12 protein-coding genes are annotated in these 14,324 nt (G+C 71.1%); 10 read left to right on the top strand and 2 right to left on the bottom strand.

The features are described from left to right. The first annotated feature begins 4 nt into the window (after window positions 1–4). The 3 genes from hisS (at window position 5) to BKA18_RS06055 (ending at window position 3,731) form a co-directional block, all read left to right on the top strand. Window positions 5–1,267, top strand: coding sequence for a histidine--tRNA ligase (gene hisS, locus BKA18_RS06065; RefSeq protein WP_093482231.1), 1,263 nt, complete (start codon window positions 5–7; stop codon window positions 1,265–1,267). Window positions 1,268–1,595: 328 nt separating this feature from the next. After that, window positions 1,596–2,237: a vitamin K epoxide reductase family protein gene (locus tag BKA18_RS06060; RefSeq protein ID WP_366045266.1), complete on the top strand. Its 642-nt coding sequence runs from the start codon at window positions 1,596–1,598 to the stop codon at window positions 2,235–2,237. A 123-nt stretch (window positions 2,238–2,360) separates the two neighbouring features. After that, window positions 2,361–3,731 carry a replication-associated recombination protein A gene (locus BKA18_RS06055; protein WP_040901868.1) on the top strand — a complete coding sequence of 457 codons (1,371 nt, stop codon included), beginning with the start codon at window positions 2,361–2,363 and terminating at the stop codon, window positions 3,729–3,731. 54 nt (window positions 3,732–3,785) lie between these two features. Here the strand turns inward: BKA18_RS06055 and BKA18_RS06050 are convergent, their stop codons facing one another. Beyond that, window positions 3,786–4,541, bottom strand: a complete 756-nt coding sequence (locus BKA18_RS06050; protein ID WP_366045392.1) for a DUF2470 domain-containing protein — start codon at window positions 4,539–4,541, stop codon at window positions 3,786–3,788. 185 nt (window positions 4,542–4,726) lie between these two features. Here BKA18_RS06050 and rpsD point away from each other — a divergent pair, with 185 nt between their 5' ends. Beyond that, on the top strand, window positions 4,727–5,338 hold the full coding sequence (gene rpsD / locus BKA18_RS06045; RefSeq protein ID WP_006607474.1) for a 30S ribosomal protein S4: 612 nt from the start codon (window positions 4,727–4,729) through the stop codon (window positions 5,336–5,338). Window positions 5,339–5,364: 26 nt separating this feature from the next. On the opposite strand, the gene BKA18_RS06040 is transcribed toward rpsD, so the two are convergent. Further along, complete coding sequence (locus BKA18_RS06040; protein ID WP_366045265.1) at window positions 5,365–7,563, bottom strand: ATP-binding protein; 2,199 nt, start codon at window positions 7,561–7,563, stop codon at window positions 5,365–5,367. A gap of 178 nt (window positions 7,564–7,741) precedes the next feature. On the opposite strand from BKA18_RS06040, the gene BKA18_RS06035 reads away from it, so the two are divergent. From BKA18_RS06035 to BKA18_RS06010, 6 genes are all read left to right on the top strand, one after another. Continuing rightward, window positions 7,742–8,176, top strand: a complete 435-nt coding sequence (locus tag BKA18_RS06035) for a DUF948 domain-containing protein (protein ID WP_006607472.1) — start codon at window positions 7,742–7,744, stop codon at window positions 8,174–8,176. 8 nt (window positions 8,177–8,184) lie between these two features. Next, window positions 8,185–8,529: a DUF6167 family protein gene (locus BKA18_RS06030; RefSeq protein ID WP_006607471.1), complete on the top strand. Its 345-nt coding sequence runs from the start codon at window positions 8,185–8,187 to the stop codon at window positions 8,527–8,529. Further along, window positions 8,529–11,198 (top strand): alanine--tRNA ligase, encoded by a 2,670-nt coding sequence (alaS, locus tag BKA18_RS06025; RefSeq protein WP_366045264.1) that lies wholly within the window; start codon window positions 8,529–8,531, stop codon window positions 11,196–11,198. The genes BKA18_RS06030 and alaS overlap by 1 nt, the downstream gene beginning before the upstream one ends. 14 nt (window positions 11,199–11,212) lie before the next feature. Further along, entirely contained in the window at window positions 11,213–11,677 is a 465-nt protein-coding gene (ruvX, locus tag BKA18_RS06020; protein ID WP_006607469.1) for a Holliday junction resolvase RuvX, read from the top strand. Window positions 11,678–11,805: 128 nt separating this feature from the next. After that, window positions 11,806–13,491, top strand: coding sequence for an endolytic transglycosylase MltG (mltG, locus tag BKA18_RS06015; protein WP_366045263.1), 1,686 nt, complete (start codon window positions 11,806–11,808; stop codon window positions 13,489–13,491). Next, complete coding sequence (locus BKA18_RS06010; protein ID WP_366045262.1) at window positions 13,488–14,315, top strand: shikimate dehydrogenase; 828 nt, start codon at window positions 13,488–13,490, stop codon at window positions 14,313–14,315. The genes mltG and BKA18_RS06010 overlap by 4 nt, the downstream gene beginning before the upstream one ends. Window positions 14,316–14,324: the final 9 nt, after the last annotated feature.

Here is a 14,324-nt window from a genome sequence, read left to right as displayed (position 1 = left end):
TTCCGTGAGCACCTTCAAGGCCCCCAAGGGCACCTACGACCTGATTCCGCCGCAGTCCGCCACCTATCTCGCGGTGCGCGAGGCGATCTCCGCGCCGCTGAAGAACTCCGGGTACGGCTACATCGAGACCCCCGGTTTCGAGAACGTCGAGCTGTTCGCGCGCGGCGTCGGTGAGTCCACCGACATCGTGACCAAGGAGATGTACGCCTTCGAGACCAAGGGCGGCGACCAGCTCGCGCTGCGCCCCGAGGGCACCGCGTCCGTGCTGCGGGCAGCATTGGAGGCCAACCTCCACAAGGCCGGCAACCTCCCCGTGAAGCTCTGGTACTCGGGCTCGTACTACCGCTACGAGCGTCCGCAGAAGGGCCGTTACCGCCACTTCTCCCAGGTCGGCGCGGAGGCCATCGGCACCGAAGACCCGGCGCTGGACGCCGAGTTGATCATTCTGGCGGACCAGGCCTACCGCGCGCTGGGGCTGCGGAACTTCCGCATCCTGCTGAACTCCCTGGGCGACAAGGAGTGCCGCCCCGTCTACCGGGCCGCGCTGCAGGACTTCCTGCGCGGGCTCGAACTCGACGAGGACACCCGGCGCCGGGTCGACATCAACCCGCTGCGCGTCCTGGACGACAAGCGCGAGGCGGTGCAGAAGCAGCTCGACGGGGCGCCCAAGCTGCGCGACTACCTCTGCGAGGCCTGCAAGGCGTACCACGAGCAGGTGCGCGAGCTGCTGACCGCGGCGGGCGTGGCCTTCGAGGACGACGAGAAGCTGGTCCGCGGCCTGGACTACTACACCCGCACCACCTTCGAGTTCGTCCACGACGGCCTGGGCTCGCAGTCCGCGGTGGGCGGCGGCGGCCGCTACGACGGCCTCTCGGAGATGATCGGCGGCCCCGCGCTGCCGTCCGTCGGCTGGGCGCTGGGCGTCGACCGTACGGTGCTGGCGCTGGAGGCGGAGGGCATCGCGCTCGACATCCCCGCCGCCACCGCCGTCTACGCGGTACCGCTCGGCGAGGAGGCCCGCCGGGTGCTGTTCGGCGTGGTCACCGAGCTGCGCCGGTCCGGTGTCGCCACCGACTTCGCGTACGGCGGCAAGGGCCTGAAGAACGCCATGAAGTCCGCCAACCGCTCCGGCGCACGGCTGGCGCTGGTGGCGGGCGAGCGGGATCTGGCCGAGGGCGTCGTCCAGCTCAAGGACCTTCAGAGCGGTGAGCAGACCGCGGTCGCGCTGGGCGCGGTGGCCGAGGAGATCCGGCGCACGCTGGGCTGAGCCGCCCGCGGACGGACACCGAGGGGCCCGGCGGCGACCTGCCGTCCGGGCCCTTCGCGCTGCCGTGAGCCCCGGGTCAACCCTGGTCGTGCCGTCATCCCGGCGGAGGGATTCCGGTGCGGCCACCGCGGTGGCGGTGCGCTCGCGGGCGGGCGGCACGGTGGGCCGGGACGGAGCACAGTCTGAGAGAACGCTGTGTACGAAGGGTTCGTCTTTATGTGCAGCGCACCGTGGGTCATGGTGAAGTTGGGGCAGAATGAACGGCGCGGCCGCGCTTGCCGGCCTGCGTGCTGAGGCCCATCTTCCGAGGGATCGACGGAACGGCGATATGACGACGACAGCGCTTGACGACGTGTCCACCGACGACGACCACGCGAGCGGCGCGCCCGCCACCGGCTCCGGCCGCGGGCTCGCCCTGCTCCTGGTGATCACCGGTGCGCTGGGTCTGCTGGCGGCCTGGGTCATCACCTTGGACAAGTTCGAGCTGCTGAAGGACCCGAACTTCAAGCCGGCCTGCAGCCTCAACCCGATCATCTCCTGCGGCAGCGTCATGCAGAGCAAGCAGGCGGAGGTCTTCGGCTTCCCGAACCCGATGGCCGGGCTGGTCGGCTTCGGCGTGGTCATCGCGATCGGGATGGCCCTGCTGGCGGGCGCCCGTTTCCGCCGCTGGTACTGGATCGGGCTGAACATCGGCACCGGGCTCGCCGCGGTCTTCTGCATGTGGCTGATGACCCAGTCGCTGTACAGCATCAACGCGCTGTGCCTGTGGTGCACGCTGACCTGGTGCGTCACGATCCTGATGTTCTGGTACACGACCGTGCACAACCTCAAGCACGGCATCATCCCGTCCCCCGAGGGGCTGCGGCGTACGGTGCTGGAGTTCCACTGGGTCGTACCGGTCCTCTGGTACGGCGTGATCGCGCTGCTGATCCTCACCAAGTGGTGGTCGTACTGGAGCACGCTGATCTAGGGCCTGTCCGACCCTGACCCATCGGACAGGCCCTAGTAGGTGCGCGAAGCCCGTTCCACGCCCCGGCCGCCGTCGATGACGGCGGCCGGGGCGTTGTCAGTGGGGTGGCTTAGGCTCGTGATCGTGGAGCCCGACCTGTTCACCGCCGCCGCCGAAGACCGCCAGGAGAAGGACCCCGCGGGGTCCCCGCTCGCCGTGCGGATGCGTCCGCGCACCCTCGACGAGGTCGTGGGCCAGCAGCATCTGCTCAAGCCGGGCTCGCCGTTGCGGCGGCTGGTCGGTGAGGGGAACGGCGGCCCTGCGGGGCCGTCCTCGGTGTTCCTGTGGGGGCCGCCCGGCATCGGCAAGACGACCCTCGCGTATGTCGTCAGCCAGGCGACGAACAAGCGCTTCGTGGAGCTGTCGGCGATCACGGCGGGCGTCAAGGAGGTCCGTACGGTCATCGACGGCGCCCGGCGCGCCTCCGGCGGCTACGGCAAGGAGACCGTCCTCTTCCTCGACGAGATCCACCGCTTCAGCAAGGCCCAGCAGGACTCCCTGCTGCCCGCCGTGGAGAACCGCTGGGTGACCCTGATCGCCGCGACCACCGAGAACCCGTATTTCTCGGTGATCTCGCCGCTGCTCTCCCGGTCGCTGCTGCTGACGCTCGAACCCCTCACGGACGACGATCTGCGCGGGCTGCTGCGGCGCGCGCTGACCGATGCGCGCGGGCTGGCCGGTGCGGTGACCCTCCCCGAGGACACCGAGGCGCATCTGCTGCGCATCGCGGGCGGGGACGCCCGGCGGGCGCTGACGGCTCTGGAGGCCGGCGCCGGATCCGCGCTGGCCAAGGGCGAGAAGGAGATCACTCTCCGGACGCTGGAGGAGTCCGTCGACCGGGCGGCGGTGAAGTACGATCGGGACGGCGACCAGCACTACGACGTCGCCAGCGCGCTGATCAAGTCCATCCGGGGCTCGGACGTCGATGCCGCGCTGCACTACCTCGCGCGCATGATCGAGGCGGGCGAGGACCCGCGCTTCATCGCCCGCCGGCTGATGATCTCGGCGAGCGAGGACATCGGCCTGGCCGATCCGACGGCGCTGCAGACGGCGGTCGCCGCCGCCCAGGCCGTGGCGCTGATCGGCTTCCCGGAGGCGCGGATCACCCTCAGCCAGGCCACCATCGCGCTCGCCCTGGCGCCGAAGTCGAATGCCGCGTATCTCGCGATCGATGCCGCGCTGGCGGACGTCCGGGCCGGTCAGGCGGGTGCGGTGCCGCTCCATCTGCGCGACGGCCACTACAAGGGCGCCCAGAAGCTCGGCCACGGTCAGGGCTATCAGTATCCGCACGACCTGCCGGGCGGCATCGCGGCGCAGCAGTATGCGCCGGACGAGGTGCACGGCAAGCGCTACTACTCACCGACCCGGCACGGTGCCGAGGCCCGCTATGCCGATGTCGCCGAGCGGGTCCGCGGCCGGCTGCGCGGCGCGGGCGGCGAGGGCGCCACCGACTAGGTGCGGCCACGCCCGCGCGATTACCGCGTCCCCGGCTCTACTGCGTCCCCGGCTCTACCGCGCCCCCGCCGCCTCGAAGAGACGGTGCATCGCCCGCCGCAGCCCGGCCACGTCCCGCACCGGCTCCGGGAAGTCGAACCGCGCGTCGTAGGAGCGCTGCCCGGCGTCGGTGAAGCGGACCCGCAGCCCGAAGCGGTCCAGGCTCACCGGCACCGCCCGGTCGCGCAGCCCGCAGACCGCTTCGGTGTCGTCCAGCAGGGCACACAGCCCGCGGACCTGCTCGCCGTGCGCCGCGTGCAGATGCTGCAGCAGGTCCGCCTCATGGGCGATCAGCGGGTCGGGGGCCGCCGCGGCGAAGGCGTCGGGCTCGACGGGCGCGGTGCCCCACAGATCGTCCACCGCGCACTCGCCGACCTCCAGGCGCAGCATCATCCAGGCCGTCCGCCCGTACATGCCCGGCGCCGGGTCCGGCTGCAGTGCCTCGCCGATGCCGAGCAGCTCGCCCACCGGCTGCCGCTCCGCCAGCAGCATCGCGGCCTCGGCGCGCTGCGCGTTGCGTACGGGGGTGAGCCAGCCGGCGATCCAGGCCCGTCCCCGGATGCGATGGGGCACCGAAACCGGTGCGACATCCGTGATCTCCATCACGGCTGCCAGATCGTCATCCTGGGCGTGTGCCGCGGCCCGGGCCGCCGCACAGTCGCCAGGAACCAGCAACAGCACGTCTCCACCGGGTGTCACGGCCCGGCAGACCGGACCGAAGAGCCCGTTGTCGTCGGGGTCCTCGACGCCGGGGACGCTCAGTGACGCCATACCATGGGACTCGACGAGGGTTCGTACGCGCTCGGCGGCAGAGGGCTGCTGGGCGTCTTCCTTGGGACGCGGCTGACCCGCCTCTGTGCTCTGAGCGGCACCGGGCAGGGGGATCCCAGGTCGAAACATGCGTTCTCCTCGCGCTAAGGTAAGCCTCACCTAACTTACACGGAGGTCCGTTCCACGTGAACCAGTCGCGTCCCAAGGTCAAGAAGTCCCGCGCGCTCGGCATCGCGCTGACGCCGAAGGCCGTCAAGTACTTCGAGGCCCGTCCCTACCCGCCCGGCGAGCACGGCCGTGGCCGCAAGCAGACCAGTGACTACAAGGTCCGTCTGCTGGAGAAGCAGCGTCTGCGGGCGCAGTACGACATCAGCGAGCGCCAGATGGCGCGTGCCTACGACCGCGCTCGGAAGGTCGATGGCAAGACCGGCGAAGCGCTGATCATCGAGCTTGAGCGCCGTCTGGACGCGCTCGTCCTGCGGTCGGGCATCGCCCGCACGATCTACCAGGCCCGCCAGATGGTCGTCCACGGCCACATCTCGGTGAACGACCGCAAGGTCGACAAGCCGTCCTTCCGCGTCCGTCCCGGCGATGTCGTGATGGTCCGCGAGCGCAGCCGCGAGAAGCACCCCTTCCAGGTCGCGCGTGAGGGTGGCTACGACACCGACGGTGAGACCCCGCGCTACCTCGAGGTCAACCTGCCGGCTCTGGCGTTCCGTCTCGACCGGGACCCGAACCGCAAGGAGATCCCGGTGATCTGCGACGAGCAGCTCGTCGTCGAGTACTACGCCCGCTAAGCACCACAGCAGGCGCAGCACCACGCTCAGCCCGCCGTCTCCCCGCCGCTCGCGGAGGGGGAGGCGGCGGGTTCGTTCGTGCCGGACGCCGTGCCCCGCACGGCACGACTGACCGCGGAGTCCGGGCCCGCGGACCGCAGGGCCCGCGCCACCGCCGCGTCCAGATCGAGCCGCCCGCCCACCCGCAGGCAGTGCTCGTAGCGCTCGGACCCCAGCCGCTCGCGCGCCTGCTCCGCGCACCGCGCATGGGGCTGGTGGAAGTGGCGCGAGCCGAACAGCGGCAGCCCGACCGACGACCAGAGCCGTGCCGCGGCGCCCTGCAGCACCGCCGCCTCCGCCGCATCGCCCTCGCCCAGCGTCACCTGGGCCAGCAGCTCGATCGCCAGCACCGCACCCAGCAGATCGCCGAAGGAGTGCTCGATGGCCAGGCACTTCTCCAGCAGCGCCCGCGCCCGCCCGCCGTCCCCGCGCGACCAGGCCGCACACGCCAGCACGAACTGGGCGTACGCCAGCGTCCAGCGCTCACCGTGGTCCTCGCACACCTCCAGGACGCCCTCGCACAGCCGCACCGCGTCCGCCAGCTCGCCCTGGAAGGTCAGCGCCATCGCCAGCTCCACCCGCCCCATCAGCACCGTGCTGTTGAGCTCGCCGATCTCCCGGTAGCGGCGCAGCGCCCGGCGCAGCAGCTCCTCGGCGCGCGGCATGTCGTCACAGATCAGCGCCAGGCAGCCGGTGCGCTGCAGCGCATACGCGGCGGCGGTGGCGTTGCCGGTCCGCTCGGCCTCGTCGCGGCACCGCTGCAGCGATCCGAGGGCCGCGACGGTGTCCCCCTGGAGCACTGCGACATAGCCGGCCACCCACAGCGCCTTCATCCGTGCGTCGTCGTGGTCGCTCTCCAGCTCCAGGGCCCGGTCCAGCCAGTGCCGGCCCTCCGCGAGCCGCCCGCAGGCCACCCAGTAGAACCACAGGGTGCCGGCCAGATACTGGCCCAGATGCGAATCGGCGGGGCTCTGCAGGCTCTGCTCCAGCGCCACCCGCAGATTGGGCAGCTCGGCCTCGATCCGGGCCGCGATCTCGGCCTGCCGGGGGCTGAACCAGTCCAGCTCGCACCAGGTGGCCAGCCCCAGATACCAGTCGCGGTGCCGGCGCCGCAGCCGGTCGCCGTCGCCGGTCGCCGCCAGCCAGCGCGCGCCGTAGTCCCGTACGGTGTCCAGCATCCGGTAGCGCACCCCGGCCGCGGTCTCCTCGCGTACCAGCACCGATTGGGCGACCAACTCCGCGAGGACGTCGAGGAGTTCGTCGGCCGGTAGCTCCGGGCCCGAGCAGACGTATTCGGCCGCCTCCAGGTCGAACTGCCCGGCGAAGACCGACAGCCGCGCCCACAGCAGCCGTTCCGCGGGCGTGCACAGCTCATGGCTCCAGCCGATCGCGGTCCGCAGGGTCTGATGGCGGGGCAGAGCGCCACGGGCGTTGCCGGTCAGCAGCCGGAAGCGGTCGTCGAGCCGGTGCAGCACCTGGGCCACGGACAGCGCGCGCAGCCGTCCGGCCGCCAGTTCCAGTGCGAGCGGGATGCCGTCGAGCCGGTCGCAGAGCTCGCCGACCGCCGCCTCGTCGGACGGGCCGACGGTGAAGCCGGCGACGACGGACGCCGCGCGGTCGGCGAACAGGGCACTCGCCTCGGCGGTGTTCATCGGCGCGAGCGGCACGATCCGTTCGCCGCCGAGCCCGAGCGGCCGGCGGCCGGCGGCCAGCACCCGCAGCCCGGGGGCGCGCCGCAGCAGCTCCGCGGTCAGCTCGGCACAGGCGTCGACCAGGTGCTCGTACCCGTCGAGGACGAGCAGCAGCTCACGGTCGGCCAGGTGCTCGCACAGCGCGGCCCGCACCGGGCGGCCGCCGTAGCCGGCCGGCGCCAGGACCTCGGCGACGGCGTGGTCCAGCAGGTGTGCCTCGCGCAACGAGGCCAGTTCGACCAGCCATACCCCATCGGAGAAGCGATCCTGCAAGATCGCTGCGCTATGTCCGGCAAGACGTGATTTTCCGACGCCGCCGAGGCCGGTGAGGGTCACGAGCCGGGCGGAGGCCAGCTCCCGCGCCAGCGCGGCCAGTTCGTCGCCGCGGCCGATGAAGCGGTTGAGTTCCGCGGGGAGATTCCCGGGCCTTCGCGGTGCCCGGAGACGCTCGGGGGAGGGGCGGGCGGCGGGGCCGGGGCGCGTGAGGCGTCGCATGGCACACGGAGCGTACTCGGCGGGATGCGGACCGTACAATCACGCCGCCGGATTCCCCCGGCATCCGCTGCGCGCCACCGGGAACGCGGTGCGGGCGGGCAGTCGCGGCGCGATAAGGTCAAGGTTGCCGTTCGAGCAGGACGAAACCAGACCAGACCAGTCGGAGAGTGGTGCCAACGTGTCCGGTGGAGAGGTGGCCGGGATCCTCGTGGCCGTCTTCTGGGCGATCCTTGTGTCGTTCCTCGCCCTCGTGCTGGTGAGGCTCGCACAGACGCTGAAGGCGACCACGAAGATGGTGGCCGAGGTGTCCGAGCAGGCCGTCCCGCTCCTGGCCGACGCCTCCGCGACCGTCCGCTCCGCGCACAGCCAGCTGGCCCGCGTCGACGCCATCGCGGCCGACGTCCAGGAGGTCACCGCCAACGCCTCCGCGCTCTCCTCGACCGTCTCCTCCGCCTTCGGGGGTCCGCTGGTCAAGGTGGCGGCCTTCGGCTACGGGGTGCGCCGCGCGATCGGCAAGAAGGGCGAACCGGAGTCGAAGCGCACCGTCGTCGTCGGCCGTACCCTGCCCGGCGCCCGCCGCGGCGGGCGCCGCAACCGCCGCTCCAAGGACTGATCACCGCGATGTTCCGCCGCGCATTCTGGTTCACCACCGGCGCCGCCGCCGGCGTGTGGGCCACCAACAAGGTCCACCGCAAGCTGCGCAAGCTGCAGCCCGACAGCCTCGCCGCGCAGGCCGCGGACAAGGCGGTCGAGACCGGACACCGGCTGCGCCAATTTGCATTGGACGTACGGACCGGAATGGCGGACCGTGAAGAGCAGCTGCACGAAGCCCTCGGCATCGGCGAGCCGGCCGAGGTGCGCGAGCTGCCCGCACCGCGGCGTGCGGTGCTCGAACCGCAGTACCGAACCACGAGAACAACCGGACCGCACGGTCTGACCGGACCGACTGGAAAAGAGGACCACTGATGGAGTCGGCTGAAATCCGCAGGCGCTGGCTGCGCTTCTTCGAGGAGCGCGGGCACACCGTCGTGCCGTCGGCGTCGCTCATCGCGGACGACCCGACGCTGCTGCTCGTCAACGCGGGCATGGTCCCCTTCAAGCCGTACTTCCTCGGCGAGGTCAAGCCGCCCGCCCCGCGTGCCACCAGCGTCCAGAAGTGCGTCCGTACGCCGGACATCGAAGAGGTCGGCAAGACCACCCGGCACGGCACGTTCTTCCAGATGTGCGGCAACTTCTCCTTCGGCGACTACTTCAAGGAAGGCGCCATCAAGTACGCCTGGGAGCTGCTGACCGGCTCGCAGGCCGACGGTGGCTACGGCCTCGACCCGGAGAAGCTCTGGATCACCGTCTACCTCGAGGACGACGAGGCCGAGCGCATCTGGCACGAGGTCATCGGCGTGCCCAAGGAGCGCATCCAGCGCCTGGGCAAGAAGGAGAACTACTGGTCCATGGGCGTCCCGGGCCCCTGCGGCCCGTGCTCCGAGATCAACTACGACCGCGGCCCGGACTTCGGCGTCGAGGGCGGCCCGGCCGTCAACGACGAGCGGTACGTGGAGATCTGGAACCTCGTCTTCATGCAGTACGAGCGGGGCCAGGGCACGGGCAAGGAGGACTTCGAGATCCTCGGCGACCTGCCCAGCAAGAACATCGACACCGGCCTCGGCCTCGAACGCCTGGCGATGATCCTGCAGGACGTACAGAACATGTACGAGACCGACACCCTGCGCGTCGTCATCGACAAGGCCACCGAGCTGACCGGCGTCCGCTACGGCGCCGCGCACGACTCCGATGTCTCGCTGCGCGTGGTCGCCGACCACATCCGCACCTCCACGATGCTCATCGGCGACGGCGTCACCCCCGGCAACGAGGGCCGCGGCTACGTCCTGCGCCGCATCATGCGCCGCGCCATCCGCAACATGCGCCTGCTCGGGGCCAGCGGGCTGGTCATCGGTGAGCTGATGGACGTGGTCATCAAGACCATGGGCCAGCAGTACCCGGAGCTGCTGGAGGACCGCCGCCGCATCGAGACGGTCGCCCTCGCCGAGGAGGCCGCCTTCGTCAAGACGCTGAAGGCCGGCACCAACATCCTCGACACCGCCGTCACCGACACCAAGTCCGCCGGCGGCACGGTCCTGCCCGGCGAGAAGGCCTTCCTGCTCCACGACACCTGGGGCTTCCCGATCGACCTCACCCTCGAAATGGCCGCCGAACAGGGCCTTTCGGTGGACGAGTCGGGCTTCCGCCGCCTGATGACCGAGCAGCGGGAGCGCGCGAAGGCCGACGCCCAGGCCAAGAAGAGCGGCCACGCCAATCTGTCCGCCTACCGCGAGGTCGCCGACACGTCCGGCGCCACGGAGTTCACCGGCTACAGCGCCACCGAGGGCGAGTCCGCCGTCGTGGGCCTGCTGGTCAACGGCGTCCCGGCCCCCGCCGCCCACGAGGGCGACGAGGTCGAGGTCGTCCTGGACCGCACCCCCTTCTACGCCGAGGGCGGCGGCCAGCTCGCCGACACCGGCCGGATCAAGCTGGAGTCCGGCGCCGTCGTCGAGGTCCGCGACGTCCAGCAGCCGGTGCCCGGCGTCACGGTCCACAAGGGCGTCGTCCAGGTCGGTGAGGTGGTGGTCGGCTCCGCCGCGTACGCCACCATCGACGTCACCCGCCGGCGGGCCATCGCCCGTGCCCACAGCGCCACCCACCTCACCCATCAGGCGCTGCGCGACGCCCTCGGCCCGACGGCCGCCCAGGCCGGTTCGGAGAACTCCCCGGGCCGCTTCCGCTTCGACTTCGGCTCGCCGGCCGCCGTGCCCGGCACGGTCCTGACCGACGTCGAGCAGAAGATCAACGACGTGCTGGCCCGTGAGCTCGATGTGCACGCCGAGGTCATGAGCATGGAGGACGCCAAGAAGCAGGGCGCCATCGCCGAGTTCGGCGAGAAGTACGGCGACCGGGTCCGGGTCGTCACCATCGGCGACTTCTCCAAGGAGCTGTGCGGCGGCACCCACGTCCACAACACCGCCCAGCTGGGTCTGGTGAAGCTGCTCGGCGAGTCCTCCATCGGCTCCGGCGTACGCCGCGTCGAGGCGCTGGTCGGTGTGGACGCCTACCGGTTCCTCGCCCGCGAGCACACCGTCGTCTCCCAGCTCACCGAGCTGGTCAAGGGACGTCCGGAGGAGCTGCCGGAGAAGATCTCCGGTGTCCTGGCCAAGCTGAAGGACGCCGAGAAGGAGATCGAGAAGTTCCGCGCCGAGAAGGTGCTCCAGGCCGCCGCCGGGCTGGCCGAGGGCGCCAAGGACGTGCGCGGGGTGGCGCTGGCCGCCGGTCAGGTCCCCGACGGCACCTCCGCCGACGATCTGCGCAAGCTGGTGCTCGACGTCCGCGGCCGGATCCAGGGCGGCCGGGCCGCCGTTGTGGCGCTTTTCACGGTGGCCAACGGCCGTCCGCTGACGGTCATCGCCACCAACGAGGCCGCCCGCGAGCGCGGCATCAAGGCCGGTGACCTGGTCCGGGCCGCGGCCAAGACGCTCGGCGGCGGTGGCGGCGGCAAGCCGGACGTCGCCCAGGGCGGTGGCCAGAACGCCGCCGCGGTGCCCGAGGCCCTCGAGGCCGTCGAGCGCCTCGTCGCCGAGGCGGCCTGACGCGCGTGAGTGAGATGCGACGCGGCCGGCGCATCGCGGTGGATGTCGGGGATGCCCGCATCGGGGTCGCCTCGTGCGACCCCGACGGGGTCCTCGCCACCCCCGTCGAGACCGTCCCGGGGCGTGACGTTCCGTCAGCGCACCGCCGGCTCAAGGCGATCGTCGAGGAGTACGAACCCCTCGAGGTCGTGGTCGGTCTGCCCCGCTCCCTCCACGGGGGAGAGGGGCCGGCCGCGGCCAAGGTCCGGGCCTTCGCCCAGGAGCTGGCCAGGAACATCGCACCCGTAGGGGTCCGGCTGGTCGACGAGCGGATGTCGACGGTGACCGCGACCCAGGGCCTGCGGGCCTCGGGGGTGCGGAGCAAGAAGGGCCGCTCGGTGGTCGACCAGGCCGCGGCGGTGGTCATCCTGCAGAGCGCACTGGAGACCGAGCGCGTCTCGGGGGCCCCTCCGGGAGAGAGCGTCGAAGTGGTCATCTGATCGCGGTACGGTAACGTTCCGCGCGATGTGCGGCGTTCGAACAGCCGCGCGTGCAAGTAGAGGCGGGTCGGGTACCTGCAAGCGCGCTGCCAGGCCGGAGCGCACCGCCTCTCGGCTCTAGGGGATCGATGACCGAGTATGGCCGGGGCTACGGCTCCGAACCGTGGCACCCCGAGGACCCGCTCTACGGAGATCAGGGTCCTTACGGAGGCCAGGCCCAGCAGCCTCAGTGGAACGGCAGGCAGTCCGCCCCGCATCCCCCGCAGCAGCCGGAGCCGTACCCTCAGCAGCAGTACAACGGTGGCTGGGACGGCCCGCAGGGCGGACAGGTGCCGTACGACCCGTACGACCCCTACGGGCAGCAGCAGCCGGTCGATCCGTACAGCGGCGCGAGCCCCGATTACTACGGCACGCCGGACGGCTATCCGCCGCCGCAGCCGGACCATCTGCGGCAGCAGGCCCAGCAGGCCCAGCAAATGCAGCAGACGCAGCAGCAGCCGCGGTACCAGCAGCCGCCGCATCCTCAGCAGCAGAGCCCGGAGCATCCGGAGCCGTACTACGACGAGGGCCCGGGCGACGACTGGCGGGCGGCACCGGAGCCGCGCGAGCCGGAGCCGGAGCATGCGTTCTTCGCGGACCAGGACGAAGACGACGACCGCGACGACCTGGACCCGCGCGAGGACGGCCGGGGCGGGCGCGACCGCCGCGGCAAGAAGAACAAGAAGAACAAGCGGCGCAGCGGCCGGGCCTGTCTGGTCGTCGCCCTGGTCTTCGCCGGAGCCGCGGGGACCGTCGGGTACTTCGGCTATGACTTCTTCGTGAGCCATTTCGGCTTGTCCCCCGATTACGCGGGCGAGGGATCCGGCGAGATCCAGGTCGACATCCCGGACGGTTCACCGCTTTCCGAAATGGGGCAGATCCTCGCGGAAAAGGGCGTCATCAAGAGCGCCGGTGCCTTCACGGACGCGGCCGGGGAGAACAAGAAGGCGCAGAGCCTGCAATCGGGGACATACACCCTCCGCAAGAAGATGTCGGGCGCTGCGGCCATCGAGCTGATGCTGGATCCCAAGAGCCGTAACGGCCTCACCATCCGGGAAGGCCTGCGCTCCGCCGACGTCTACAAACTCATCGACACGAAGCTCCATCTCAAGGCCGGCACGACCAAGGGCGTGGCCAAGAGCGACGCCAAGAACCTCGGACTGCCGTCCTGGGCCGATGATTCCCCGAAGATAAAGGACCCGCTGGAGGGCTTCCTCTACCCGTCGACGTACAGCGTGGGCGGCAAGGCGAAGCCGGCCGCGGTGCTCAAGCAGATGGTGGCGCGGGCCAACCAGGTCTACCAGCGCTACGACTTGGAGGGGAATGCCCGAAAGCTCCACCTCTCCTCGCCGATGCAGCTGCTGACCGTCGCCAGCCTCACGCAGGCCGAAGGCAAGTACAAGCATGACTTCGTCAAGGTCGCGCGCGTCGTCTACAACCGCCTCAAGCCGAACAACACCGAGACCTACGGTCTGCTGGACTTCGACTCGACGGTGAACTACGCGAAATCCCAGAGCACCCTGGACACCGGGTCCGTCGACAATCTGCGGAATTTCAACGACCCCTACAACACCTACAAGTTCAAGGGGCTGCCGCCGGGCCCGATCGGTAACCCCGGTGAGGTGGCGCTCAAATCGGCCATCGACCCGGCCAAGGGCAACTGGTACTACTTCGTCTCGATCAACCCGGAAAAGACGCTGTTCGCCGAGACGAACGAAGAGCATGAGCGCAACCGGCGCATCTACGAAAAGGAACACGGGAAAGCCAAGCAATGAGCGCCACCCGTCGAGCCGCGGTGCTCGGTTCCCCGATCGCCCACTCCCTGTCCCCGGTGCTGCACCGCGCCGCCTACCGGGAGTTGGGCCTCGACGACTGGACGTACGGCCGGCACGAGGTCGACGAAGCGGCGCTGCCCGCCTTCATGGCGCGCCTGGACGCCACCTGGGCGGGACTGTCGCTGACCATGCCGCTCAAGCGCGCGGTGATCCCGCTGCTCGACGAGATCACCCCGACCGCGGCCTCGGTCGAGGCGGTGAACACCGTCGTCCTCACCGGCGACGGGCGACGCCTCGGCGACAACACGGACATCCCCGGCATGCTGGCCGCCCTGCGCGAGCGCGGGGTGCAGCAGGTCGAGCGGGCCTCGGTGCTGGGCGCCGGTGCCACCGCCTCCTCGGCGCTCGCCGCCCTCGCCCGTATCTGCACCGGCGAGGTCACCGCCTATGTCCGCAGCGACGCACGCGCCGCGGAGATGCGCGGCTGGGGCGAGCGGCTCGGGGTCGCGGTCCGCACCGCCCCCTGGGAGGACGCCGCCGCGGCCTTCGAGGCGCCGCTGACCGTGGCCACCACCCCGGCGGGCACCACCGACGCGCTCGCCGCCGCCGTCCCCGCGCGGCCCGGCACCCTCTTCGACGTCCTCTACGAGCCCTGGCCGACGGCGCTGGCCGCCGCCTGGGCCGACCGCGGCGGCGCCGTGGTCGGCGGCCTCGACCTGCTCGTCCACCAGGCCGTCCTGCAGGTGGAACAGATGACGGGGCGGTCCCCGGCGCCGCTCGCCGCGATGCGCCGGGCCGGTGAGGCGGCACTCCTCGCCCGCTGATCCGCCCGG

Origin of the sequence: Streptomyces auratus (assembly GCF_050433025.1) — a bacterium.
Lineage (GTDB): Bacteria > Actinomycetota > Actinomycetes > Streptomycetales > Streptomycetaceae > Streptomyces > Streptomyces sioyaensis.
This window is presented reverse-complemented; position numbering and strand designations above follow the sequence as displayed.